The organism is Kribbella caucasensis (genome assembly GCF_004361855.1).
Taxonomy (GTDB): Bacteria; Actinomycetota; Actinomycetes; order Propionibacteriales; family Kribbellaceae; genus Kribbella; species Kribbella caucasensis.
Genome location: NZ_SNWQ01000013.1, coordinates 190712 through 212085, shown reverse-complemented (window position 1 = coordinate 212085; position 21374 = coordinate 190712). Strand labels below are relative to the sequence as shown.

The window sequence follows — 21374 nt, the reverse complement described above, 5'->3', positions numbered from 1 at the left end:
TCTGTCGGCCGCTCCCCCGCTTGTCAGGCGGGGGCGGTGAGGGCGGCGGCGGCGGCGGCTTCTACGTGGATTCGGGCGGCTTCGGTGGCGGCGGGGCGATCGGCGGCGGCGATCGCCTCGACCAGGCGGAGGTGCTCTTCCCAGGAGTGTGGTGCGCGCTGCGCGGCCCGGACGCGGAAGACCCAGTGGACGTGGTGGTACATCGCACCGGACAGCGAGGACAGCCAGCGGTTGCCGCTCAGCTCGATCACCGCGATGTGGAAGGCGGAGTTCAGCTCGGCGACCCGGCCGAAGTCACCGGCCTCCGTCGCGACGCGGGCTTCCTCGAGCAACTCGCGCAGGTGGGCGACATCAGCCTCCGTCGACCGCTCCGCGGCGAGCCCGGCAGCCAGGGTCTCGAGCTGCGCACGGACCGCGAACAGGTCGGTGATCGCCGCCTCGTCGAGGGTCACGACCACTGCCCCACGCCGCGGCAGGAGCTCCACGAACCCCTCCGCCGCAACCACTCGCAGCGCCTCCCGGACCGGATTCCGCGACACCCCGAAGTCGTCCGCGAGCCGGATCTCGGTCAGCCGCTCGCCCTGGGCGTACTCACCGTCGACGATCCGCCGCCGCAGCTCATCGAGCACCTGGTCCCGCAGCCCGATGTGATCGTCTCCGATCGACCGCATCCGGATCTCATCGTGCGCCTGGTCGGCATCGTCCAGCGCCTGGTCGACACCGCGCGGCCGGCCAACGCCGTACACCTGTTCCACCCCGGGTTCCCCTCTCAGTTGGCGGCCCGCGAGCACGCTAGCGGACTACTGGCCAGTGCGGTCAATGACTGTGCTGTTGCAGAGCTGTGCTGGCTATGAGGGCTAGTTGCCCCGAACGCGTCCGGTTCGTTACGTTGCGGGCTTGTCCATCTCGATCACGCCGCTGACCGATCCCGACTACCGGGCCTTCAGCCGCCGCCTCGCCTGGCTCGCCGCCGACGCGGACGGCAACCCGGCCGGCTCCGCGTTCCTGCGGCTGAACAGCAAGCCGTCCCAGTCCCACCTCGCCGAGCTCGAACTCGCGGTCCACCCGGGCTCGCGACGTCACGGCATCGGCTCGCGCCTGCTTGACGCCGCGGTCGAAGCAGCCCGGGAGAACGACGCCCGCACGGTGCTCCTCGATGCCAAGGCCGACTCCCCCGGCGACCACTTCCTGGCCAAACACGGCTTCACGATCGGGCTCACGCTGATCTTCACCCGACTCGCCCTCGCCGGCCACCACCCCGCAGTACCGGAACCGCCGTCCGGCTATCGCCTCGTGTCGTGGGATGGCGTGCCGCCCGACGACCTGATCGAGTCGTTCACCGAGACCCGAGCAGGCATGAACGACGCGCCGATCGGTGACATCTCGTACGGCGTCGAGGCATGGGACGTCCAACGGAGCCGATCCGCCGCGGAGGTGATCGCGCAACGGGGCGACCACCTCCACACTGTCGCGGCCCTCCACGGCACCGAGGTCGCGGGCTTCACCGAGCTCGTGGTGCCCGGTGACGGCAAGGGCGACGCGCAGCACTACGGCACCGTAGTCCGGGCGGACCACCGCGGTCGCGGCCTCTCCCTGTGGATGAAGGCCGAGCAGATCCGCCAGGCCCGCGACGCGTACCCCGACCTGGCCGGCCTCCTTACCGACACCGCCGCGACCAACCACGCCATGCGCCGCGTCAACGACACCCTCGGCTACCAGATCCTCCACCACACCCACCGCTACTACCTGCACGTCGGCTAGTTCGCGTACGGATCGACATGAGGTAGTCCCTTCAGCGGCCATCTCGTGCTCACCCTCAGGCGTGGCGACCGGCCGCCCACCGGACATCGTCATGTCGATATGTACGCACCTCACCCCAGCATCTTCTGAACGGCCGCCGTGGTAATTGGGTGGTACCCGGGCTTGGCCGCGGCGAACACCTCGGTGGCGAAGGCGCGGCCCGCGTCGGTCGTGCTGAGCGCCTGGTAGACGGGCAGCACCAGCTTCATTCGCCCGACCCGGGTGAGGAAGCCGGCCAGCTCGTCGTACGCCGGGAGGTAGGAGCTGGCGGCAACGATCGAGTACCAGCGCCGGGCGATCTCCCCGTTCGCCGTACCGGTCAGGCTGAACACACGGTCGAGCTGCTGCAGCTGGGACTCGGTCAGCACGTCCGGCGCCGCGTCGAGGAAGCGCAACCACTCCTGAGTCGTCCACGCCGTCGCACCGGCCGGCACGTCACCGGTGACGAGCCACTTGTCCCGGAGCTGGTCGACGATCTGGAAGCGCGCGGAGACGGCCCGCTCGGCGAAGGCCGGGATCCCCGGTTCGTCCAGCCAGGCGGCGACCTCGTCGGCCGTGACCACGCCCGGGTGGTCCTGCAGCAGGTGTTCCTCCAGGTGCTGGACGAAGTTCTCGGAGTTGATGCTGCGGAAGGCGAACCGGTCGAAGTACCCGCGCAGGAACGGGTCGAACACCTCCCGGCCGAACCGCTCCTCGAGCCAGGACAGGAACCAAGCGCCCTTCAGCGGGCCGAGCGAGGTCGTCCCGTGGTACTCCGACCGGTGGTTGAGGCCCGGCAGCTCGACCGCCTGCTGAGCGAGGGGCAGGGGGTCCAGCTTGACCACAGTCGAGTGCTGCTTGATCGCGGTCTCCATCACGGCGAACTCGGTCCCGTAGACGGCCTCGACGATCCGGTTCTCGACGTAGCTGGTGAATCCCTCGTTGAGCCAGATGTCGTCCCAGCTGTCCTGAGTGACCAGGTTGCCGGACCAGCTGTGCGCGAGTTCGTGCGCGACCACGCTGACCAGTGACTTGTCTCCGATCACCACGGTCGGCGTGGCGAACGTCATCCGCGGGTTCTCCATCCCGCCGTACGGGAACGACGGCGGGAGCACGAGGATGTCGTACCGACCCCACCGGTACGGCCCGAACAGCGCCTCGGTGACCCGCATCATCTCCTCGGTGTCACCGAACTCGGTCGCGGCCTGCTTCGCCATCTCCGGTTCGGCCCAGACGCCGGCGCGCGTCCCGATCGGCTCGAACACGAGGTCCCCGGCCGCGATGGCCAGCAGGTACGACGGGATCGGCTCGGGCATCACGACGTGGTAGGAGCCGGTACGGCGGGGCGTGGTGCCGTTGTCTGCGCTCATCAGCACCATCAGGTCGGGCGGTGCCGTGACGTGTGCGGCGTAGCTGAACCGGACGCTCGGGGTGTCCTGTACGGGGACCCAGCTGCGCGCGTGGATCGCCTGCGACTGGCTGAACATGAACGGCAGTACGCCGCCGGCCGTCATCGACGGTTCCAGCCATTGCAGGCCGGTCGCGGTCGGGGCGGTTCGGTAATTCACGCGGACCTGGTCGTGCTGTGCGGTGTGGATCGTCAGCGCGGAGCCGAGCTCGGGGTCCGGGTCGGCGAGGCTGAAGTTCAGCGGCTCCCAGCCGTCGGCGGTGGAGCCTTCGACGGCGAGCACTGTGAGCTCGCGGGTGTCGAGCACGAGGCGGTCGTCGGAACCGGACCAGGCGAGCGTGTGGGTGGCGCTGCCTTCGACGACCTTGGCGGTGAAGTCCAGGTCGAGTTCGAGCTCCAGGTGGGTGGTCCGAACCAGCGCTGGTTCGGCGTACGAGTGGCGGTCTTGCGTCACAGAAACTCCCCGAGACAATGGCGGTCCGGTGGACCCTACCCGGACATCCGGGGGTTCAGGCGACCGATTTGAGCCACCGGCAGCAAGGTGCCAACCTGCTCACCGCCGACCAGGCTCAGGTGGGTTCGGGTTGGGGACGATAGGCAGTATGGAGGCATGCGGGCTGCCACTTTCTCGCTGGGCGCGCTGCTTGCTGTGCTCGCTACCACCGCCTGCACCAGCGGCTCGCCGAGCCCTGCGCCACCGCCTGCGTCTGCGTCTTCGTCTTCACCCACGTCTGCGCCGTCGAGCCCCGCGCCGGCCGGCCCCACCGCAAGCGCGACGCCGACTCCGACCCCGACCGCTGGGCCTACGTCTTCTCGGACTGAGGTGCGGGCCTTCGACAGTGCTGCGGCGATGGGCACTGTGCGTTACCTGGCCGGGCTAGGTCCGCGCGAGGCGACCAGTACAACGTATCGCCGGGCGCTGGCGTGGCTCGAACAGCGCTTCCGCGACGCGGGGTACCAGGTGAGGCGGCAGGCGGTTCAGGTTCCCGTGGGCGTGTCGTGGGGCGTCCCGGTCCGTGCGGGTACTACCTGGAACCTGATCGCCACCAAGCCCGGCTTCGACCCCACTGTGCCGCATCGGGTGCTCGGGGCTCACCTCGACACCGTTCCGCAGGCTCCTGGTGCGGAGGACAACGCGTCGGGGATCTCGGTGCTGCTGGGTACCGCTCAGCTCTACCGGGAGCGGGAGCCGCAGCTTCCCACCGTATTTGTTGCCTTCGGCGCCGAGGAACCACGTGGTGACGGCGACAACCGGCATCACTACGGTTCGCGGGCCTATGTGGCGTCGCTGTCCGCGGTGCAGCGGAATGCGTTGCGTGGGATGGTCTCGCTCGATCGGGTGGGCGTCGGATCCGTCATACCGATCTGTTCCGGGCTGGCGGATCAGGTGGAGCTGCGGAACGAGTTGCGCGGGGTCGCGGCGCGGGTCGGCGTACCGAGTCGGGCGTGTGTGAACAGGTCGAGTGATCATTGGTCCTTCGTGCGGGCGGGGCTGGCCGGGGTGCGGTTGGGGAGTACGCCGTACGCGGAGTACCACAGTCCGCGGGATCTGCCCCGGGTCGTGGAGCCGGCGCAACTCGGCCGGATGGGACGGGTGGTCGCGGCCTGGCTCGACAGCTAGGAGTCAGCCGGCGGTGCGGATGTCGGTGAGGATTTGTTCGGCTCTGGTGCCGGTGACGATTCGGGGGCTGAAGTCGGCGCCGATGACGTACGGGGTCAGGCGGGCGGCCTTGAGGGTCTTGCCCCAGTAGGTGAGTTCGAGCAGGACGCCTTCCTGGGTCTGCTGCGCGAAGTCCATGTCGAAGACCAGGTTGCCCAGCGAGTGTGCGACGACCTTCCCGGCCGGGAACCGCACGCTCTGCACCCAGTGGGGATGGCCGCCGATCACCAGGTCGGCGCCGGCTTGGGTGAGCGCGGTGGCGACCGTATCCTGCGCGGGCACAGGGTTGTGCGTGTACTGCTGGCCCCAATGCGGGATGACCACGACCACGTCCGCTGACGCCTTCAGGGTCCGGATCGAGCGGGTGATCGCGGCCAGATCGCCCTGGTTGAGCGGACCTGTCCTCGGCGGCATCCGGAGCGACAAGGCGCCGGGACTCGTCGCGGTCGCTCTCGGGGTCTCGCCGATCGCGTTGAACGCCAGGAAACCGAAGCGCACTCCTCCCCTCGTGACGACGACCGGCCGGGCCGCCTCCTGAAGGTTGCTCCCAGCACCCACCGGCTGGATGCCGCTCTGCCGCACCAGACGTACCGTCTCTATCAGGGCCCGCTGCTGGAAGTCGCCGGTGTGGTTGTTGGCCAGGGAGAGTACGTCGACGCCCGCGGCCCGCAGGCCGGCAAGTACTCCGGGTGGGGCGGCGAACGAATCGTTGCCCTGCTGCGGGGTGCCCGCGCGGGCGAGGGTGCTCTCCAGGTTCACGACGGTGAGATCGGCTGCGGCCAGGCGCGGGCCGATCGCGCGGAGCGGTCTGGAGACATCGCCTGTACGCGCGGCCGCCGTGGCCACCCGGCGACCGAGCATCACGTCGCCGCCGATGGTCAGGTCGATCACTTGCGCCGGGGGTTGCGGGCCGTTGGTTCGGAGCGGATAGCGAGCGGGGTCCTTGAACGGATCGACGCCGGCGATCGTGATGGGCCGGACCGAAGGGCCAACGGTCGAGGCGGGGAGGATGGCGAGCGTCGTGGGAGACCGTTCTGCCTCTCGTAGCGACGAGACCACCCGGAAGCCTCGCCAGGTCTTCAGCGATCCTTGCGCGATGCGGTTCGCGGTCGCCAGATCGATGTCCTGCGCCGCCCGGGTCGGGTGGATCGCGAGCACCAACGGCTCGGTGGTCTGGTCAGCCCGCTCATTGCTGGGGCTGCTCGTGGGTGGGCGAGTTGAGGTCGGCGTTGCGGAGACGGGCGGCGCGGCGGACGGCGTACCGGCTGGTGGTTCGGTGGAACCGGTGTCCGAGCAGGCGGCGACAAGGGCCACCGAGAGGGCGACCAGCGAGATCACCACCCGCACCGCCATGCCGCCACGGTAACCAGCAAGTGGTAAGGCAGTTGCGGGAAGACCCGGGTCTGCTAGCAGACTGTGAGCATGATGTCGCAGGGTAGTGCGGAGGTGGTGTTGCGGCGGCGGCCGTTCGGGTCCTGGTTGCTCGGGCCGGCGGACCAGAGTCCGCGGATGCTGCGGTTCCGGGTGCAGACCTTGCTGAGCGTGTTCTCGGTCGGCGTCAACCTGATCGGTGCCGCGTTCACCTTCGTGCTCGCGGTATTCATCCTGCCGGGTCCGCCGAGTACCGAAGAGCTCAAGTTCGTCCAGATCGTGGTGATTCCGGCGTACCTGGTGATCGCGATGGTGGTCGGCTGCTTGTGGAGCACCCGGCTGGCGCTGCGCGTCACGGACTGGGTCATCCGGGACCGACCGGCCACCCGTCGCGAGCAGATCGCGACCTTGCGGCTGCCGTTCTGGCTGACCCTGATCGAGGTGTTCCTCTGGTTGCTGGCGGTGGTGATCTTCGGCCTGATCACGCTGTTCCTGCAGCCGGAGAGCGCGCACCGGATCGTGATCACCACGATCGACGGCGGCATCATGACCTGTGCGGTGTCCTACCTGCTGGCGGAGTTCGCGCTCCGGCCGATCGCCGCGCGGGCGCTCGCCGACGAACCGCCGCCGCGCCGGCTGCTCGCCGCCGGTCTGAATGCCCGGATGGAGTTCTTCTGGGCGGTCGGATCGGGGATTCCCGTGCTCGGGCTGATGCTGACCGCCGCGCTCGCGTTGTTCGAGGGGAACGTGTCCGCGACCCGGCTGTCCGTCATCATCCTTGCCCTCGGCACCGTCGTCCTGGTGTCCGGTGGCGCGCTGGCGATGCTGTCGGCCAAGTCGGTGGTCGCGCCGGTGCGCTCGGTACGGAACGCGCTCACCGTGATCGGCAACGGCGACCTGGACGTACGGATCCCGGTCTTCGACGGCACCGAACTCGGCTCGCTCCAGGCCGGCTTCAACCGGATGGCGGCCGGCCTGCGCGAACGCGAACGCCTCCGCGATCTCTTCGGCCGGTACGTCGGGACCGAGGTGGTCCGCGAAGCGCTGACGAGTGATTCGCTCGGCGGCGAGGAACGGTTCGCGGCCGTACTCTTCATCGACCTGGTCGGCTCAACCGAGCTCGCTGCGACCCGGCCGGCGGCCGAGGTGGTTCAGCTGCTCAACCGGTTCTTCGCCGTCGTCGTGGACGAGGTCGACCGGAACGGCGGCTTCGTGAACAAGTTCGCCGGCGACGCGGCGCTCGCGATCTTCGGCGCGCCCACTGAACTCCCGGACGCCGCGGGGAGTGCTCTGCAGACGGGTCGAGCGCTGTCCCGGCGACTGGCCGACGAGTTGCCCGAGGCAACGGCCGGGATCGGGATCACGGCCGGCATCGTCGTGGCGGGGACGGTCGGCGACGTACGGCGGCACGAGTACACCGTCATCGGCGACCCCGTGAACGAAGCCGCCCGCCTCAGCTCGCTGGCCAAGTCGACCCCCGCCCGCCTGCTCGCCTCGATGACAGCCGTCGAAAAAGCCGCCGCCACCGAATCCACCCACTGGCACCCCGGCGAAGACGTCACCGTCCGAGGCCGCCAATCCACCACCCGCCTAGCCCACCCGGCCTAGCCAGGCCTGTTAGCGGCCGCCGGCTACGTCGATGGTGGAGCCGGTCATATAGGACGAGCGGTCGGAGGCGAGGAAGGTGATCAGTGCGGCGACCTCGTGGGCGGTCCCAGGGCGGCCGAGAGGCGGCGTGGTGCCGATGCGGTCGAGGCGGCCGGGCTCGTGGATGTCGGTCTCGATCAGACCGGGACGGATACCGAGCACCCGGATCCCTTCCTTCGCGACCTCATTCGCCAGCCCGACCGTGAGCGCGTCCACCGCGGCCTTGCTACTCGCGTAGTCGACGTACTCGCCGGCCGACCCGAGCACCGAGGCCCGCGACGACACGTTCACGATCACCCCACCCGATCCACCGTGCGCCGTGGACATCCGGCGTACGGCCGCGCCCGCGACCAGGAACGCCCCGATCGAGTTGATCCTGAAGACCCGCTCCAGCCGCGCCACGTCGTACTGGTCGACCCGCCCGGACGGCGAGACGATCCCGGCATTGTTGATCACGGCACCGATCGCCCCCAGTTCGGCCGTCACCCCATCGAACAACCCCTCGACGTCATCGGCCTCGGCCACATCAGCCTGCACTGCGAACGCGCGCCGCCCGAGTTCCGTACAAGCATCCACAACCCGCTTCGCCTCATCCGCGCGGGTGCGGTAGCTGATCCCCACATTCCACCCGTCCCGCGCCAACTCCACGGCCGCGGCCGCACCGATCCCCCGGCTCCCACCCGTCACCAGCGCAACGCCACGCCCAGCCACGATCTCACTCATAGGCCCACCCTTTCACGCCTCGTGGTGACCGACGGCAGCCGGTTCGAGCTGGTCGACGTGACCGTTGACGACGAGCTCAGGGTGAGGGTTTGGTGAGCTGGATCTGGGTCTCGGAATCGGTGAAGCCGAGGGCGCGATAGAGCCGGATCGCGAGGTACTCCGGGTCCGCGACCATCACCAGCGTCCGCGCCCCGAGCTCGGACAAGCCGTACGTCGAGGCTCGGTGGACGAGTGTGCTCGCGAGCCCGCGGGACCGCTCATCGGGATGCGTCTGCACATTCTGGAACCGGGCGACACCGCTGCCGTCCGAGACCAGCCCCAGCGACGCCTGCAACCGCTCACCGTCGAACGCCCCGAACCACTTCGCGTGCCCGTCCTCGACCAGCTTCCGCTCGGCCAGCACCTTCCGCCGGACGAAGTCGTTGTACCCCCCGATCTCCATAGGCGACGACGCCAAGGTCAGTCCGACCAACTGCTCCCAGTCGTCATCACTCGTCAGGAACCGGTACTGCAAGGTCGTGTTCGGCCGGGCCGGCTCGCGTACTGCGGACGCGGTCATCACCGTGCTCCGCTCCACCGAGAACCCGGCCGCCGCAAGCTCGTCCTCCGCCCCGACCACCCCCTCGGTCGAATCGATGCCGAACGCGCCGTGCTTGGCGTCGGGGAACGTTCGCTCGAACATCTCCACCCGCCGCGCGGTGTCCCCCGGCCCGAACGGCGTCCGGAACAACAGGTAGTTCCCCCACCAGAAGGTCGGATTCGCCGGCGTCCGCACCACGACGTACTCACCCTTGTCAGTGAGCTCAGTACCAGCCAACGCCAGCAACAAGAGATCAGTCCGATACCCAAGGCTGGTGATGTCCACTCCCCCATCATCAACACCTGGTCAAGAAGATCTCCCCCAAAGCGAAGCCCCTCGCCGGACTCATCACGCTAACGAGGGTGGAGTTGTCGCCCTCTGCGTTCCGGGGGGATTGGCGGCCCTGTTTGGCGGGCCCACTCGGCGGACCCCACCAGCACCACCCCGCGGTACCCGGCCGGCACACCCCCATCGGCCGACCCCGCCGGCAGGCCCCACCAGCACAACCCCGCGGTACCCGGTCGGCGCACCCCAGCGGCCGACCCCGCCGGCAGGCCCCACCAGCACAACCCCGCAGTACCCGGTCGGCACACCCCAGCGGCCGACCCCGCCGGCAGATCCGGTTGGCACGCCCGGCAGGCAGACCCTGTCGGCGCCGTTGGCGGTGGCGACCTGGCGGGGCACGGTGTGGTTCTGGGGCCGGTGTCGTCAACCGCCGGATGCAGTGGTTGATCAGGGGTTGACGCCTGACGCGTCTGGCTGGCGATCGGCCGGTGCTTGTGGTGGTGCCGGTGGGTCGGCCCAGGGGTCTGGGTGGTTGGCGAATTCGCGGCGTAGCTGTTCGAGGATGGGGTTGTCGAGTGGGCGGGCGGTGTCGCCGAGTGGGTGAGGGCTCTCGCCAAGCGGATTCACGGACCGGCCGGGCGGGCGCGTGATGACGTGCCCTGTCCCGCTGGCGGTGGCTGGCGCGGTGGCATCGTCGTCCGACCAGGGGTCTGGGCTGGTCGGCCCGGTGCCGGCCAGGTGTGGCTCGGCGGTGTGGGTGCTAGGCACGTGTTGCCCGGCGGTGTCGGTGCCCGGCGGTGTGGCTGGCTCGTCGGCCCAGGGGTCTGGGCAGCCGGCGGGGCCGCCGCTTGGTGACACACCTGTCGAGGCAGACGGTCCGGCCGCACGGCCGGATGACTCCGCGGACCCGGCCGCCGGTGAAGGCTCGGGTGAGCCACCGCGTTGCCTCGGGGCGGGTGGCGCGTCGGGTAGGCTGGCGGCCCAGGGATCCGGCGGCGCTGCGGGAGTCCGGGTTGGGCTGGGGGTGCGGGTGGGTGTGGGGGTGGCCCAGCCGGGTCGGGACAGCACCGGGTGACCGTTGACCATCTCGATGGTCCAGTGGCCGTGGTGGACGTCGATGTGGTGGCGCTTGCAGAGCAGGGCCAGGTTTTCGACCGTGGTCGGGCCGCCGTTGGCCCAATGCACAATGTGGTGGGCCTCGCACATGGCGGGTGGGGCGCCGCAGACGATGCAGCCCTTGTCCCGGGCGTTCAGGGCGCGCCGCATCGCCCGGTTGACAAAGCGCTCCTCGGTGCCGACATCCAGGGGTTCGGAGTTGGCGCCGAGGACCAGCGGGATGATGCCGGCATCACATGCGAGGCGGCGGATCGCGGCCGCCGACAGGGTGCCGCCGTGGGCCAGGTCGCCGGTGCCGGTGCCGGCGAGCAGGTCGGCCAGCGAGATGGTGACGGTGATGTGAGGTTTGATGCCGCCGTGGGCCGGGGCGGCGCCGGTGGCCGCGGCGGTGTGCAGGATGTCGGTTAGGCCGTCGGCCTGGAGTTTCCCGCGGCTGCGCGGGTCGCGCTGCCCGTCGGGGGTCTTGTGGGGCTTGGAGTTGGCGAACACCATCGTCTGCAGCAACTCGGCGTTGTCACCGGCCAGGAACCCACCGAACTTGATGCCGTCGTCGGTCCGCTTCAACCAGAGCCGTTCGTTCGCGGCGGCGCGCTTCTCGGCCGGTTCGGGGCCGTCGGTGTCGAGCCGGTTGCGGACCTCCCGGCCCAGTTTGCGCAGCTCGCCCGGCGGCAACACCTGGGCGGCCTTCACCATCTGTTCCTCGGCGAACCGCAGGCTCTCGACCGAGACCCGCGCCGACGACGGGATCTTGTCCAGCGCATCGACGATCACGGCCGCCTGCCCCAGATGCAACACCAACGGCCCGTCCTGCTCCGCCTCATCCGCGCTGTCAGCATCGGCCCCCGCCCCGTCCGCGTCCGCCGCCGCGATCGCGTTGGTCGGCACCGCCTGTCCGTCCTGCTCGGTTGCGGCGGCGTTCGCGTGCGCTGCCGTGTCCGTGGCGGGCTGCGCGTCTGGCGCGGTTTCCTCACCTGGTGCAGGGGTTTCGGCGTCGCGGTCCGTGGTGGTGGGGTCCGTGTGGAGGGCGGTGGAGACCGCGGCGTACTTGGGGAGGGCGTGGGCGAGTTTGAGGTCGCGGCGGACGGCGGCGGCATCCAGGCGGTGGCGGATCGCGATCAGGTCGATCGTGTTGCCGGCGCCGATCTCGGCCGCGTAGCCGTCGGTGTCGAGGGAGGCGAGGAGTTCGAGGCGGCGGGTGGACAGGCGGGTGAGGTCGGCCTGCAGTTGGTCGAGGGCCGTCAGCTTTTCGCTGCCGGTCATCGACCATGCGGGCCGTTCGTACCACCTGTCCATACCGAAGAGCCTAGAGGGCGCCGCCGACAGTTTCTGAGCTCGGAAGGCCTTATCTATAAGGGATCTGAGGATTGGCAAGTTCCTGCCACTATCCACAGGCGATCAGGTTGTCCCCAGCCAAGATGTGGACAACCTGGCCGCTTGTGACCCGCGCGTTGCGCAGGCTCCAAGATTCGCGCATGACCCGGACGACGCGCCCTAATGATTTCGTTGCCCAAGGCATCGCGGATGGTGACTCGATTCGGGAGGCACCCAGCGAACATCTGCCCCCGACGAAGTCCGGATCGTGGCCGCCAGCAACGAAACCTTCCAGGGTTTCGTCTTTCCCGTTCGGTGGGCACGCGAGTGGAGTTGGACAGGACGTAGTCGGCTTCGGAACGCGAGCGGATCGACGAGCAACCTTTCAGGTAGATCGGAGTGGAGCGCTTCGATCTACCGCCGCCCCGGCGCCCTCCCTGTTGACATGCAGCCTGTCGGCTGCCTATTGTCGGTTAGGCAGCCGGACGGCTGCATATCTGAGAAGCGGGATGCGGAATGGATGAGGTGTTCCGGGCGCTGGCGGATCCGAGTCGGCGGCGGTTGCTCGATGGGCTGAACGAGCGGAACGGGCAGACCCTGCGCGAGCTCTGCGCCGGTCTGGAGATGGCTCGGCAGTCGGTCAGCAAGCACCTGGCCGTGCTCGAGGCCGCCAACCTGGTGACCACCATCTGGCGCGGCCGGGAGAAGTTGCACTACCTCAACGCCGAGCCGATCAACGCCATCGCGGACCGCTGGATCAACCGGTACGACCGTCGGCGGGTGCACCTGTTCGCCGACCTCAAGTCAGCATTGGAGTCCGAGACCATGAGCGACAACGATTTCGTCTACACCACCTACATCCGGACCACGCCGGAGCGGCTCTGGCAGGCGCTCACGGATCCGGCGTTCACCTCGCAGTACTGGGGTGTGACGCACGAGACCGACTGGGAGCCCGGTTCGCCGATCGCGTGGAAGATGGGTGAGGTCACGATGGCCGGCGAGGGCCAGGTCGTCCTCGAGCACGACCCGTACCGGCGGCTGGCGTACACCTGGCACCACATCACGCCCGAGTTCGCGAAGGCTGTCGAGATGACGGACGAGGACTTCGAGACCACCAGCAAGGAACCGCTCTCCCGGGTGAGCTTCGACCTCGAACCGGACGGCGACCAGGTCAAGCTGACGGTGATCCACACCGGCTTCGAGCCAGGCAGCAAGATCCGCTCGATGATCGACGACGGCTGGACCCGGCTCCTCTCCGACCTCAAGTCGTTCGCGGAAACCGCGCCGGAGTTCAAGCAGACCGAGCCCGCCAGCTGAGCCCTATGGCGAGGTGCGGGGCGCCGCGCGGCGTGGGGTGTGGGTGCCGTGCGGGGGTGCGTGGGGTGGGGTCGGGAGGCGGCGCGGGCGCGTGGTCGGGAAGTAGCGCGGGCGCGTGGGTGGGGTGGGGGCGATAGCTTGGTGGGGTGAGTGGTGGGAATGGGCTTGGGCAGTATTTGCGGGCTCGGCGCGAGCTGGTGCGGCCGGAGGATGTTGGGTTCTTGCCGGGCGGGCGGCGGCGGGTCAGTGGGCTGCGCCGGGAAGAGCTGGCGATGCTTGCCGGGATCAGTACGGACTACCTCGTACGACTGGAGCAGGGGCGGGATCAGCGGCCGTCGGAGCAGGTGCTTGATGCGTTGGCGCGGGCGCTGGGGCTTGGCGAGCACGCGACGGCGCATCTGCATCGACTGGCGCGGCCGGCCGACGAACACGATCTCGCCGGCCGACCCGAGCACGTATCCGCGAGCCTCCGGCAGCTCGTGGACAGCTGGACGACCCCGGCGTACGTGCAGGACAGGCTGATGAACGTTCTGCACTCCAACACGATGGCCGTCGCGCTCTCACCGATCTATGCCGTGGGCAACAACCTGCTACGGTCGGTCTTCCTCGACCCAGAGCAGCAGGAGTTCCGCCGGGACTGGGAGGCCCTCACCACCGTCGGTGCCGCCGGGCTGCGGGCGATGACCAGTCCGAATGTCGACGATCCCGATCTCCAGGCCCTGGCGGCCGAACTCTCGGAGCACAGCGAGCGCTTCCGCGACCTCTGGAACCGGCACGACGTACAGCCCCGGCAAAGCGGGCTGAACCGGCTCAACCACCCGGTCGTCGGCCATCTCAATCTGTACTCCGAGAAGTTCGTCGTCTCCGGCACGTACGGGCGCCAACTGCTGGCGATCTTCCATGCCAAACCCGGCTCTCCAACCGCCGAACGGCTGGAACGCCTGGCCCAACAGTCCGCCCTCACCAGCTGACCTTGTCGAACGCCTCCCGCAGGTCAGAGGGCGTCTAGCTCCTTGACCGCGTCTTCGGGCAGGGACAGGTCGGCGGCGGCGACGTTCTCGCGGAGGTGAGCGACGGACGACGTACCGGGAATCAGCAGGATCGACGGCGATCGCTGCAGCAACCACGCCAGGGCAACCTGCCGCGGCGTCGCTTCCAGCCGAGCCGCGACCGACTCCAGTACTTCGGACTGCAGCGGACTGAATCCCCCGAGCGGGAAGTACGGCACGTACGCGATCCCCTCGGCCGCGGCACGGTCTACCAGTTCGTCGTCCCGGCGGTTCGCGATGTTGTGGAGGTTCTGCACGGTGACGACCGGGGCGATCTGCTGGGCCTCGGTCAGCTGCGCCGCGGAGACACCGCTGACGCCGAGATGCCGGATCAGCCCTTCCTGCTGAAGCTTCGCGAGCACTCCGAATCCTTCGGCGATCGAGTCGTCGGTCGGGCTCTCGTTGCCGGGCGCGCGCAGGTTCACCACGTCGAGCGCGTCCACGCCGAGGTGGTCGAGGTTCTCGTGCACGGCCTTGACCAGGTCCTCGGGGTTGAGCGCGGGGAACCACTCTTTGTTCGGGCCGCGGCGGGCGCCGACCTTCGTCACGATCCGGACCTGGTCCGGGTAAGGGTGCAGGGCCTCGCGGATCACCTCGTTGACCGTGTACGGACCGTAGAAGTCACTGGTGTCGATGTGGGTGATCCCCAGGTCGACGGCCGTTCGCAGTACGGCGATGGCCTCCTCGCGGTTGGTGGGTGGTCCCCAGACTCCGGGGCCGGCCAGCTGCATCGTGCCGTACCCCATCCGGGTCAGCACGAGATCGTCGGCCAGGGTGAGCGTTCCACCGTTGAGCACGTCGGACATGTACTTCCTTTCCTGGTGTTGCCCCTTCCTCGGGGCCGACACCAGGATGTCCACGCCCGGCCGTCGTTCGGTCGTCCTAGTTATCCCAGGACTCCCAGGACCACCCTTAAGGCCGTCGGTGCACCAGGAGCGGGAGTACTGCGTCCGCGCCGGCCTCCCGTAGTTTCGCGGCCGCGACCGTGATCGGCCACTGCGACGAGGACGCGTCGACCACCAGCAGCACCGAGCGCCCGGAGATCGCCTGCGAAGTGAGATCGTCGACACTGATTCCGTCCCGCCAGACGCGAGCCTCCTCTGCCGACGACAGGTCGTCGTTGAAGCCGGCCGGGTCCACGGTCAGCGAGGCGCGCTCCAACCGGCCGATCTCCGCGAGGTGATCCGCGAGCTCGTTCGTCAGCCGCTGGTGGCCGGCCGCCGCGAGACCGATCACCACCTCAGGCCGCCGCGACCACGCATCCTTCCAACGCGACAGCGCGGAAACACACCCAGCCTTCAGAGCATCCAAGGCGGCCGGGTCCGCGGTCGCAGGTTCGAACGCGGCGCGGAGGACTTCGCGCCATTCGGGGGCGTCGGCGTAGATGATGGTTCGGCCGGGGTCGGCCATCAGGGCGGGCGGGATGCGGCCCTTGGCGCCGAACGCCCCGCCGGGCCACATCTTGCGCGGCTCGAGCACGTGGGTCTCACCACGGAGAAGGCGGGTGATGGCCTGCACCGTCTCGGCCGACGGTCTCGCGGTCAGCGGCTCCGGCAGCAGGCCGAGGCAGACCGAACAGCGGCCGCAGGGCTCGGCCGACGGGTCGTCCAGGGACTCCTGGAGCAGTTGCATGAGGCAACGTTCGCCGCGGGTGTAGGCCCGCATGATGTCGGCCTCGCGCCGCCGTACCGCAACGATGCCGTCGTAGTGCTCGGCGTCGAAGCTCCACTCCGCGCCGGTCCGCACCCAGCCGCGCTCGACCCGCTCGACGGCGCCGTCGACCGCCAGCTGCTTCAGCATCAGCTCGACCCGCCCCCGGCGCAGACCGGTCTCCGCCTCCAGCGACGGCACCGTGGCCACCTGATCCGGACCGTAAGCCTCCAGCCCTCGCAGCAGCCGATTGACCTGATCCGGAACCGGGATCGTCGCCGTCGCGAAGTAGTCCCACACCCCCGAGTCCGCATCCGACGGCAGCAGCGCGACAACCGCATGGTCGATCCCACGCCCCGCGCGCCCGACCTGCTGGTAGTACGAGACCGGCGACGGCGGCGAGCCGACATGGACGACGAACCCGAGGTCCGGCTTGTCGTACCCCATCCCGAGCGCGGACGTCGCCACCAGCGCCTTCAACTCGTTCGCCCGCAACGCGTCTTCGAGCCTCTCCCGCTCCGCCGCCTCCAGACCACCCGTGTACGCCGCGACCGGGGCCGCCGCGCCGTGCACCTCCTGGATCGCGGCCGCGAGACGTTGCGCGTCGGAAACCGTCAACGTGTACACGATCCCCGAACCCGGCAGCTTCGGCAGGTGATCCACGACCCACGCGAACCGGTCCAGCGGCGACAACGCATCCACCACCGCGAGCTGGAGACTCGAACGGGCCAACGGCCCGCGTAGTACGAGAGTCGACTCCCCCAGCTGATGGGCCACGTCATCGGTCACGCGGGAATTCGCCGTCGCGGTGGTCGCGAGCACGGGAGTCTGCGGATTCAGCCGCTGCAACACATCGGACACGCGGCGGTAGTCCGGCCGGAAGTCGTGTCCCCAGTCGGACACCGCGTGCGCCTCGTCGATCACGAGCAGACCGATCTGACCGGCCAGCCCGTCGAGCACGCGCCGGCCGAATCCCGGATTCGCCAGCCGCTCCGGCGACACCAGCAGCACGTCGATCGCGCCCGAACGCAGGTCGCTCTCGATCGAGGACCACTCGTCGACGTTGGACGAGTTGAGCGTCGCCGCCCGTAGACCCGCGCGGGCCGCCGCCGCGACCTGGTCACGCATCAGCGAGAGCAGTGGTGAGACGACGAGGGTCGGGCCGGCGCCCTCCGAGCGGCGGATCGCGGTCGCGGCCCAGTACACCGCGGACTTGCCCCAGCCGGTCGCCTGGACGACGAGGACGCGCGCACTCGGCTCGCAGAGCGCGGCGACGGCGGTCTCCTGGTCGCTCCGCAACCGCGCCGACTCCCCCGCGATGGCACGGATCACCTGCGCGGCGGTAGCGGCCCGATCGTCCGGCAACTTCAGCGAATCACCCATGCCGAAGACCCTAGACGCCTTCACCCCCAGTTCGCTGGGCCCGGCCCCGGACCTGTGGACAACTTCCCTTGACTATCGTTGAGGTTGTGGACCTCGAGCCAGGTGAGCTGACTGTCGGGCAACTGTCGGAGCGCAGTGGAGTGGCGATCTCCGCGTTGCACTTCTACGAGCGGCAGAAGCTGATCATCAGCCGCCGAACGTCAGGCAACCAGCGACGGTACAAACGCGACACCCTCCGCCGCGTAGCCATGATCCGGATCGCCCAACGAGTCGGCATCCCGCTCGCCGAGGTCGCGGAGATCCTCGCACTGCTCCCCGGCAACCGCACCCCGACCAGGCAGGACTGGGAGCGCATCTCCGAGTGCTGGCAGGCCGAACTCGACAAGCGCATCCTCCACCTCGAACAACTGCGCGACGACTTCAAGGACTGCGTCGGCTGCGGCTGCCTCTCCCTCGATCGGTGCACCCTCGCCAACCCGTACGACGTACTCGCGGCCAGGGGACCCGGACCCCAACGCCTGACGAACGAAACCGGAAACCCCTGCCACCCCGACGCATCCTGCCGAGCCAGCTGACCTAGTGCGGGGCACTAGGACGCTAGACGGCAACCGCGGGCTGTATCCGACGACCGATGCTCGCAGACATCAACGCCGCCGCCGCGCACAACCCACCGGCCAAGTACCACGCGAGGTTGTAGTCACCCTGCGCATCCCGGATCGCCCCCGCCCCAGTCGCCGCCAACGCCGCACCGACCTGATGCGAAGCGAACACCCACCCGAACACGATCGGCCCGTCCACGCCGAACCACTCCCGGCACAACGCCACCGTCGGCGGCACGGTCGCGACCCAGTCCAGCCCGTAGAAGATGATGAACACCCACATACTCGGCTGAGCCGTAGGCCCGAGCAACGACGGCAGCACCAGCAGCGACAAGCCGCGCAGCGCGTAGTACCCGATCAGCAGGTACCGCGGATCCCACCGGTCGGTCAGCCACCCGGAAACGATCGTGCCGCCGACATCGAAGACGCCCACCAGTGCCAGCAGCGAGGCAGCCGTCGTCACCGGCATCCCGTGGTCGTGTGCGGCGGTCACGAAGTGCGTCCCGATCAACCCGTTCGTCGACGCACCGCAGATCGCGAACCCACCAGCTAGCAGCCAGAACACCGGTCGACGAGCCGCGTCCCGTAGCGCAGTGATCGCCCGCACGGCACTACTGCCGGTCGTCTCCACCCGCTGCCCAGCCGCGCTCCCCTCAGGCGCCCCGTACGCCCTGAGCCCTACGTCACTCGGATAGTCCCGCAAGAACAACAGCACCAGCGGTACGACGGCCAGCGCCGCCCCGGCAGCCACCAGTGCCGGCACACGCCACCCGTACGAGGTGGCGAGCCGCGCGATCAACGGCAGGAAGATCAGCTGACCCGTCGCCCCGGCGGCAGTCAGGATCCCGGTGACCAGCCCGCGGCGTCGTACGAACCAGCGCCCGGTAATCGTCGCGACGAACGTCATCGACATCGATCCGGTCCCGACACCGACCAGCAGACCCCAGCAGAGCAGTAGTTGCCACGACGAGTCCATGAAGATGGTCAGCCCACTGCCGAGCGCGATCAGCACCAGCGCACCGCTGACCACCTTGCGCAGCCCCAGCCGGTCCATCAGCGCGGCGGCGAACGGCGAGATCAGGCCGTACAGCAGCAGGTTGATCGACACCGCGGCCGAGATCGTCGCGTGCGACCAGCCGAACTCGTCGTGCAGCGGATCGAGCAGCACACCGGGCACCGAGCGGAATCCGGCCGCCCCGATCAGGGTGACGAAACCGACGGCCGCGACGGGCCAAGCACGGTGCAGCCGGACCGTCTTCTTCTCCAGGATCTGAGTCACTCCGGAATCCTGCCGGAGAAGCATCCCCGGAAACAGTGGCCAGACCGCCAGCATGTGTCAAGATATGGCCATGCCTCGTTCTGGCCAGCTCCACCGGATCGCCGTCCTCGCGCTCGAGCCCGTCGTCGGCTACGACCTGACCATCCCGCCGACCGTCTTCGGCGCCGCCACCCGCGCCGACGGGACCGCCCTGTACGACGTCCGCATCTGCGGGTTGCAGGCCGCGCCGATCCGGGCGGGCGCGGGCTTCACGCTCATCCCCGACTACGGCGCCGAGGCGCTGGCCGATGCCGACACGGTGATCATCCCGGGCACGTACATCCGGCAGCCCCGGTACGAAGGGACGTTGCCCGCCGACCTGGCCGCGGCGCTGCGCACGATCCGGCCCGGGACGAGGATCGCCTCGATCTGCACGGGCGCCTTCGTACTCGCCGCGGCCGGCTTGCTCGACGACCGGCCGGCCACCACGCATTGGCTTCGGGCCGCGATGTTCCGCGACCTCTATCCGAAGGTGCGGCTCGACGAGAACCTGCTGTTCATCGACGACGGCGACATCATCACGTCGGCCGGACTCGCCGCGGGCGTGGATCTCTGCCTGCACCTGATCCGCCGCGACTTCGGCAGCGAGGTCGCGAACCGGGCCGCTCGGCACTGCGTCGTTCCGCCGTGGCGCGATGGTGGGCAGTCGCAGTTCATCGAGCGAGTCATGCCGGACGAGGGCAGCGACGGTACGGCGCCGACCCGGGCCTGGGCGCTCGAGCGGCTGGACGAGGAACTCAGCCTCGCCGGATTGGCCGAGCATGCGCGGATGAGTGTGCGGACGTTCAGCCGGAAGTTCAAGACGGAGACCGGCCAGTCGCCGGGGACCTGGTTACTGCAGCAACGCGTCCGGCACGCATGCCACCTGCTGGAGACCACCGACCTGTCCGTAGACCGAGTCGCCCAATCCGCCGGCCTCGGGACCGCCGCCTCCCTAAGACACCACCTCCGCACCGACCTCGGCGTCTCCCCCCTGGCCTACCGAAAAACCTTCCGCGCCAGCTGATCCAGCGGGATAGGGTCGAGGGCATGTCGCGTCGTTCTGTGCAGGTGGTTGATGCTGGGGTGCTTCGGGGGCGGTTGGAGCGGGCTCGGAAGGCCGCGGGTGGGACTGGGCTGGTGATTGCGCCCGGGTCGGATCTGCGGTACCTGCTGGGCCAAGCCGGTGGTTCTTTTGAGCGGCTGACCACGCTCGTGATCCCGGCTGACGGCGCGCCCGCGCTCGTCGTACCGAAGATCGAAGCACCCGGGTTCGCAGGTGTGCCGCTGGCCGAGCTTGGGGTCGAGGTGCTCACCTGGGTCGACGGCGAGAACCCGTACGCAGCGGTCGCCGCGCGGCTGGGCAAGCCCGATCGGGTGGCGGTCAGCGACTTCACGCCGGCGCTGCACGTGCTCGCACTGCGCGACGCGCTGCCGAGCGCCGAACAGGTTCTGGCGGGACCGATCGTGCGTGAGTTGCGGATGCGCAAGGACGCCGCCGAGATCGCCGAACTCCGCGCCGCCGGAGCCGCGATCGATCGCGTGCACGCTCGCGTCGGCGAGTTCCTGCGGGCCGGCCGGACCGAGGCCGAGGTGGGCGCGGACATCGCCGCCGCGATCGTCGAGGAGGGTCACGAGGTCGCCGACTTCGTCATCGTCGGGAGTGGTCCGAATGGAGCGAGCCCGCACCACGCCGTCTCCGTTCGCGTGATCGAGGAAGGCGACGTGGTCGTCGTCGACATCGGCGGGCCGCTGCCGTCGGGGTACAACTCGGACTCCACGCGGACCTACTCGGTGGGCACGCCGCGGGATGCCGACGTGGCGGCCACGTACGCGGTGCTGCAGGAGGCTCAGCAGGCAGCGGTCGACGCGGTACGCCCTGGAGTGACCGCGGAATCGATCGATGCCGCCGCCCGGTCGGTGATCACGGCCGCCGGCTTCGGCGAGCTCTTCATCCACCGGACCGGCCACGGCATCGGACTCGATGTCCACGAAGACCCCTACATCGTCAGCGGCAACGAGCTGATCCTCGAACCAGGCATGGCGTTCAGCGTCGAGCCCGGCCTCTACCAGCCCGGCCGCTGGGGCGCCCGGATCGAGGACATCGTCATCGTCACCGAAACCGGCGTCGAGCCCCTCAACCGCCGGCCGCACGACCTGGTCCCCCTCGTCTGACCCTGCCCAACCCGGGCTACCAAC

General features: G+C 69.3%; 17 protein-coding genes. 8 read left to right on the top strand and 9 right to left on the bottom strand.

Annotated features, from left to right (window positions below; all coding sequences use genetic code 11):
* Positions 1 to 23: 23 nt before the first annotated feature.
* Positions 24 to 755, bottom strand: coding sequence for a GntR family transcriptional regulator (locus EV643_RS26000; RefSeq protein WP_133802755.1), 732 nt, complete (start codon positions 753 to 755; stop codon positions 24 to 26).
* 142 nt (positions 756 to 897) lie between these two features.
* Between EV643_RS26000 and EV643_RS25995 the strand changes: the two genes are divergently transcribed.
* Positions 898 to 1761, top strand: coding sequence for a GNAT family N-acetyltransferase (locus tag EV643_RS25995; RefSeq protein WP_133802754.1), 864 nt, complete (start codon positions 898 to 900; stop codon positions 1759 to 1761).
* Positions 1762 to 1871: 110 nt separating this feature from the next.
* Here EV643_RS25995 and EV643_RS25990 read toward each other — a convergent pair whose 3' ends face one another.
* Positions 1872 to 3641 carry a M1 family metallopeptidase gene (locus tag EV643_RS25990; RefSeq protein WP_133802753.1) on the bottom strand — a complete coding sequence of 590 codons (1770 nt, stop codon included), beginning with the start codon at positions 3639 to 3641 and terminating at the stop codon, positions 1872 to 1874.
* Between the two features lie 396 nt (positions 3642 to 4037).
* Here EV643_RS25990 and EV643_RS25985 point away from each other — a divergent pair, with 396 nt between their 5' ends.
* Positions 4038 to 4808: a M28 family metallopeptidase gene (locus EV643_RS25985; protein WP_133802752.1), complete on the top strand. Its 771-nt coding sequence runs from the start codon at positions 4038 to 4040 to the stop codon at positions 4806 to 4808.
* A 3-nt stretch (positions 4809 to 4811) separates the two neighbouring features.
* Here EV643_RS25985 and EV643_RS25980 read toward each other — a convergent pair whose 3' ends face one another.
* Positions 4812 to 6200 carry a CapA family protein gene (locus EV643_RS25980; RefSeq protein ID WP_133802751.1) on the bottom strand — a complete coding sequence of 463 codons (1389 nt, stop codon included), beginning with the start codon at positions 6198 to 6200 and terminating at the stop codon, positions 4812 to 4814.
* Between the two features lie 69 nt (positions 6201 to 6269).
* Here EV643_RS25980 and EV643_RS25975 point away from each other — a divergent pair, with 69 nt between their 5' ends.
* Entirely contained in the window at positions 6270 to 7826 is a 1557-nt protein-coding gene (locus EV643_RS25975; RefSeq protein WP_238165803.1) for an adenylate/guanylate cyclase domain-containing protein, read from the top strand.
* 9 nt (positions 7827 to 7835) lie between these two features.
* Here the strand turns inward: EV643_RS25975 and EV643_RS25970 are convergent, their stop codons facing one another.
* From EV643_RS25970 to EV643_RS25960, 3 genes are all read right to left on the bottom strand, one after another.
* Positions 7836 to 8588: an SDR family oxidoreductase gene (locus tag EV643_RS25970; protein ID WP_133802750.1), complete on the bottom strand. Its 753-nt coding sequence runs from the start codon at positions 8586 to 8588 to the stop codon at positions 7836 to 7838.
* Between the two features lie 76 nt (positions 8589 to 8664).
* Entirely contained in the window at positions 8665 to 9453 is a 789-nt protein-coding gene (locus EV643_RS25965) for a GNAT family N-acetyltransferase (protein WP_133802749.1), read from the bottom strand.
* Positions 9454 to 9900: 447 nt separating this feature from the next.
* Positions 9901 to 11862, bottom strand: a complete 1962-nt coding sequence (locus EV643_RS25960) for an HNH endonuclease signature motif containing protein (RefSeq protein ID WP_133802748.1) — start codon at positions 11860 to 11862, stop codon at positions 9901 to 9903.
* Positions 11863 to 12396: 534 nt separating this feature from the next.
* On the opposite strand from EV643_RS25960, the gene EV643_RS25955 reads away from it, so the two are divergent.
* Together EV643_RS25955 and EV643_RS25950 are read left to right on the top strand one after the other, a co-directional pair.
* Positions 12397 to 13197, top strand: a complete 801-nt coding sequence (locus tag EV643_RS25955) for an ArsR/SmtB family transcription factor (RefSeq protein WP_133802747.1) — start codon at positions 12397 to 12399, stop codon at positions 13195 to 13197.
* Positions 13198 to 13343: 146 nt separating this feature from the next.
* On the top strand, positions 13344 to 14168 hold the full coding sequence (locus EV643_RS25950; protein WP_133802746.1) for a helix-turn-helix transcriptional regulator: 825 nt from the start codon (positions 13344 to 13346) through the stop codon (positions 14166 to 14168).
* A 23-nt stretch (positions 14169 to 14191) separates the two neighbouring features.
* Here the strand turns inward: EV643_RS25950 and EV643_RS25945 are convergent, their stop codons facing one another.
* On the bottom strand, positions 14192 to 15052 hold the full coding sequence (locus tag EV643_RS25945) for an oxidoreductase (protein ID WP_133802745.1): 861 nt from the start codon (positions 15050 to 15052) through the stop codon (positions 14192 to 14194).
* 106 nt (positions 15053 to 15158) lie between these two features.
* The gene (locus EV643_RS25940) at positions 15159 to 17279 is read right to left on the bottom strand and encodes a RecQ family ATP-dependent DNA helicase (RefSeq protein WP_133802744.1); all 2121 of its coding nucleotides are present in this window, start codon (positions 17277 to 17279) and stop codon (positions 15159 to 15161) included.
* 86 nt (positions 17280 to 17365) lie between these two features.
* Between EV643_RS25940 and soxR the strand changes: the two genes are divergently transcribed.
* Positions 17366 to 17854, top strand: coding sequence for a redox-sensitive transcriptional activator SoxR (gene soxR / locus EV643_RS25935; protein ID WP_133802743.1), 489 nt, complete (start codon positions 17366 to 17368; stop codon positions 17852 to 17854).
* A gap of 22 nt (positions 17855 to 17876) precedes the next feature.
* On the opposite strand, the gene EV643_RS25930 is transcribed toward soxR, so the two are convergent.
* The gene (locus EV643_RS25930) at positions 17877 to 19157 is read right to left on the bottom strand and encodes an MFS transporter (RefSeq protein WP_238165802.1); all 1281 of its coding nucleotides are present in this window, start codon (positions 19155 to 19157) and stop codon (positions 17877 to 17879) included.
* A gap of 70 nt (positions 19158 to 19227) precedes the next feature.
* Here EV643_RS25930 and EV643_RS25925 point away from each other — a divergent pair, with 70 nt between their 5' ends.
* Together EV643_RS25925 and EV643_RS25920 are read left to right on the top strand one after the other, a co-directional pair.
* Entirely contained in the window at positions 19228 to 20202 is a 975-nt protein-coding gene (locus EV643_RS25925) for a GlxA family transcriptional regulator (RefSeq protein ID WP_370452362.1), read from the top strand.
* Between the two features lie 23 nt (positions 20203 to 20225).
* Positions 20226 to 21350 (top strand): M24 family metallopeptidase, encoded by a 1125-nt coding sequence (locus EV643_RS25920; RefSeq protein ID WP_133802740.1) that lies wholly within the window; start codon positions 20226 to 20228, stop codon positions 21348 to 21350.
* The last annotated feature ends 24 nt before the right edge of the window (positions 21351 to 21374 follow it).

Bases quoted from the DNA above. Each gene is read 5' to 3' on its own strand.
- EV643_RS25920 (WP_133802740.1), top strand. From the start codon at position 20,226: ATGTCGCGTCGTTCTGTGCAGGTGGTTGATGCTGGGGTGCTTCGGGGG.
- EV643_RS25985 (WP_133802752.1), top strand. From the start codon at position 4,038: ATGGGCACTGTGCGTTACCTGGCCGGGCTAGGTCCGCGCGAGGCGACC.
- EV643_RS25940 (WP_133802744.1), bottom strand. From the start codon at position 17,279: ATGGGTGATTCGCTGAAGTTGCCGGACGATCGGGCCGCTACCGCCGCG.
- EV643_RS25960 (WP_133802748.1), bottom strand. From the start codon at position 11,862: ATGGACAGGTGGTACGAACGGCCCGCATGGTCGATGACCGGCAGCGAA.
- EV643_RS25975 (WP_238165803.1), top strand. From the start codon at position 6,270: ATGATGTCGCAGGGTAGTGCGGAGGTGGTGTTGCGGCGGCGGCCGTTC.
- EV643_RS25945 (WP_133802745.1), bottom strand. From the start codon at position 15,052: ATGTCCGACGTGCTCAACGGTGGAACGCTCACCCTGGCCGACGATCTC.
- EV643_RS25955 (WP_133802747.1), top strand. From the start codon at position 12,397: ATGGATGAGGTGTTCCGGGCGCTGGCGGATCCGAGTCGGCGGCGGTTG.
- EV643_RS25980 (WP_133802751.1), bottom strand. From the start codon at position 6,200: ATGGCGGTGCGGGTGGTGATCTCGCTGGTCGCCCTCTCGGTGGCCCTT.
- EV643_RS25970 (WP_133802750.1), bottom strand. From the start codon at position 8,588: ATGAGTGAGATCGTGGCTGGGCGTGGCGTTGCGCTGGTGACGGGTGGG.
- EV643_RS25925 (WP_370452362.1), top strand. From the start codon at position 19,228: ATGCCTCGTTCTGGCCAGCTCCACCGGATCGCCGTCCTCGCGCTCGAG.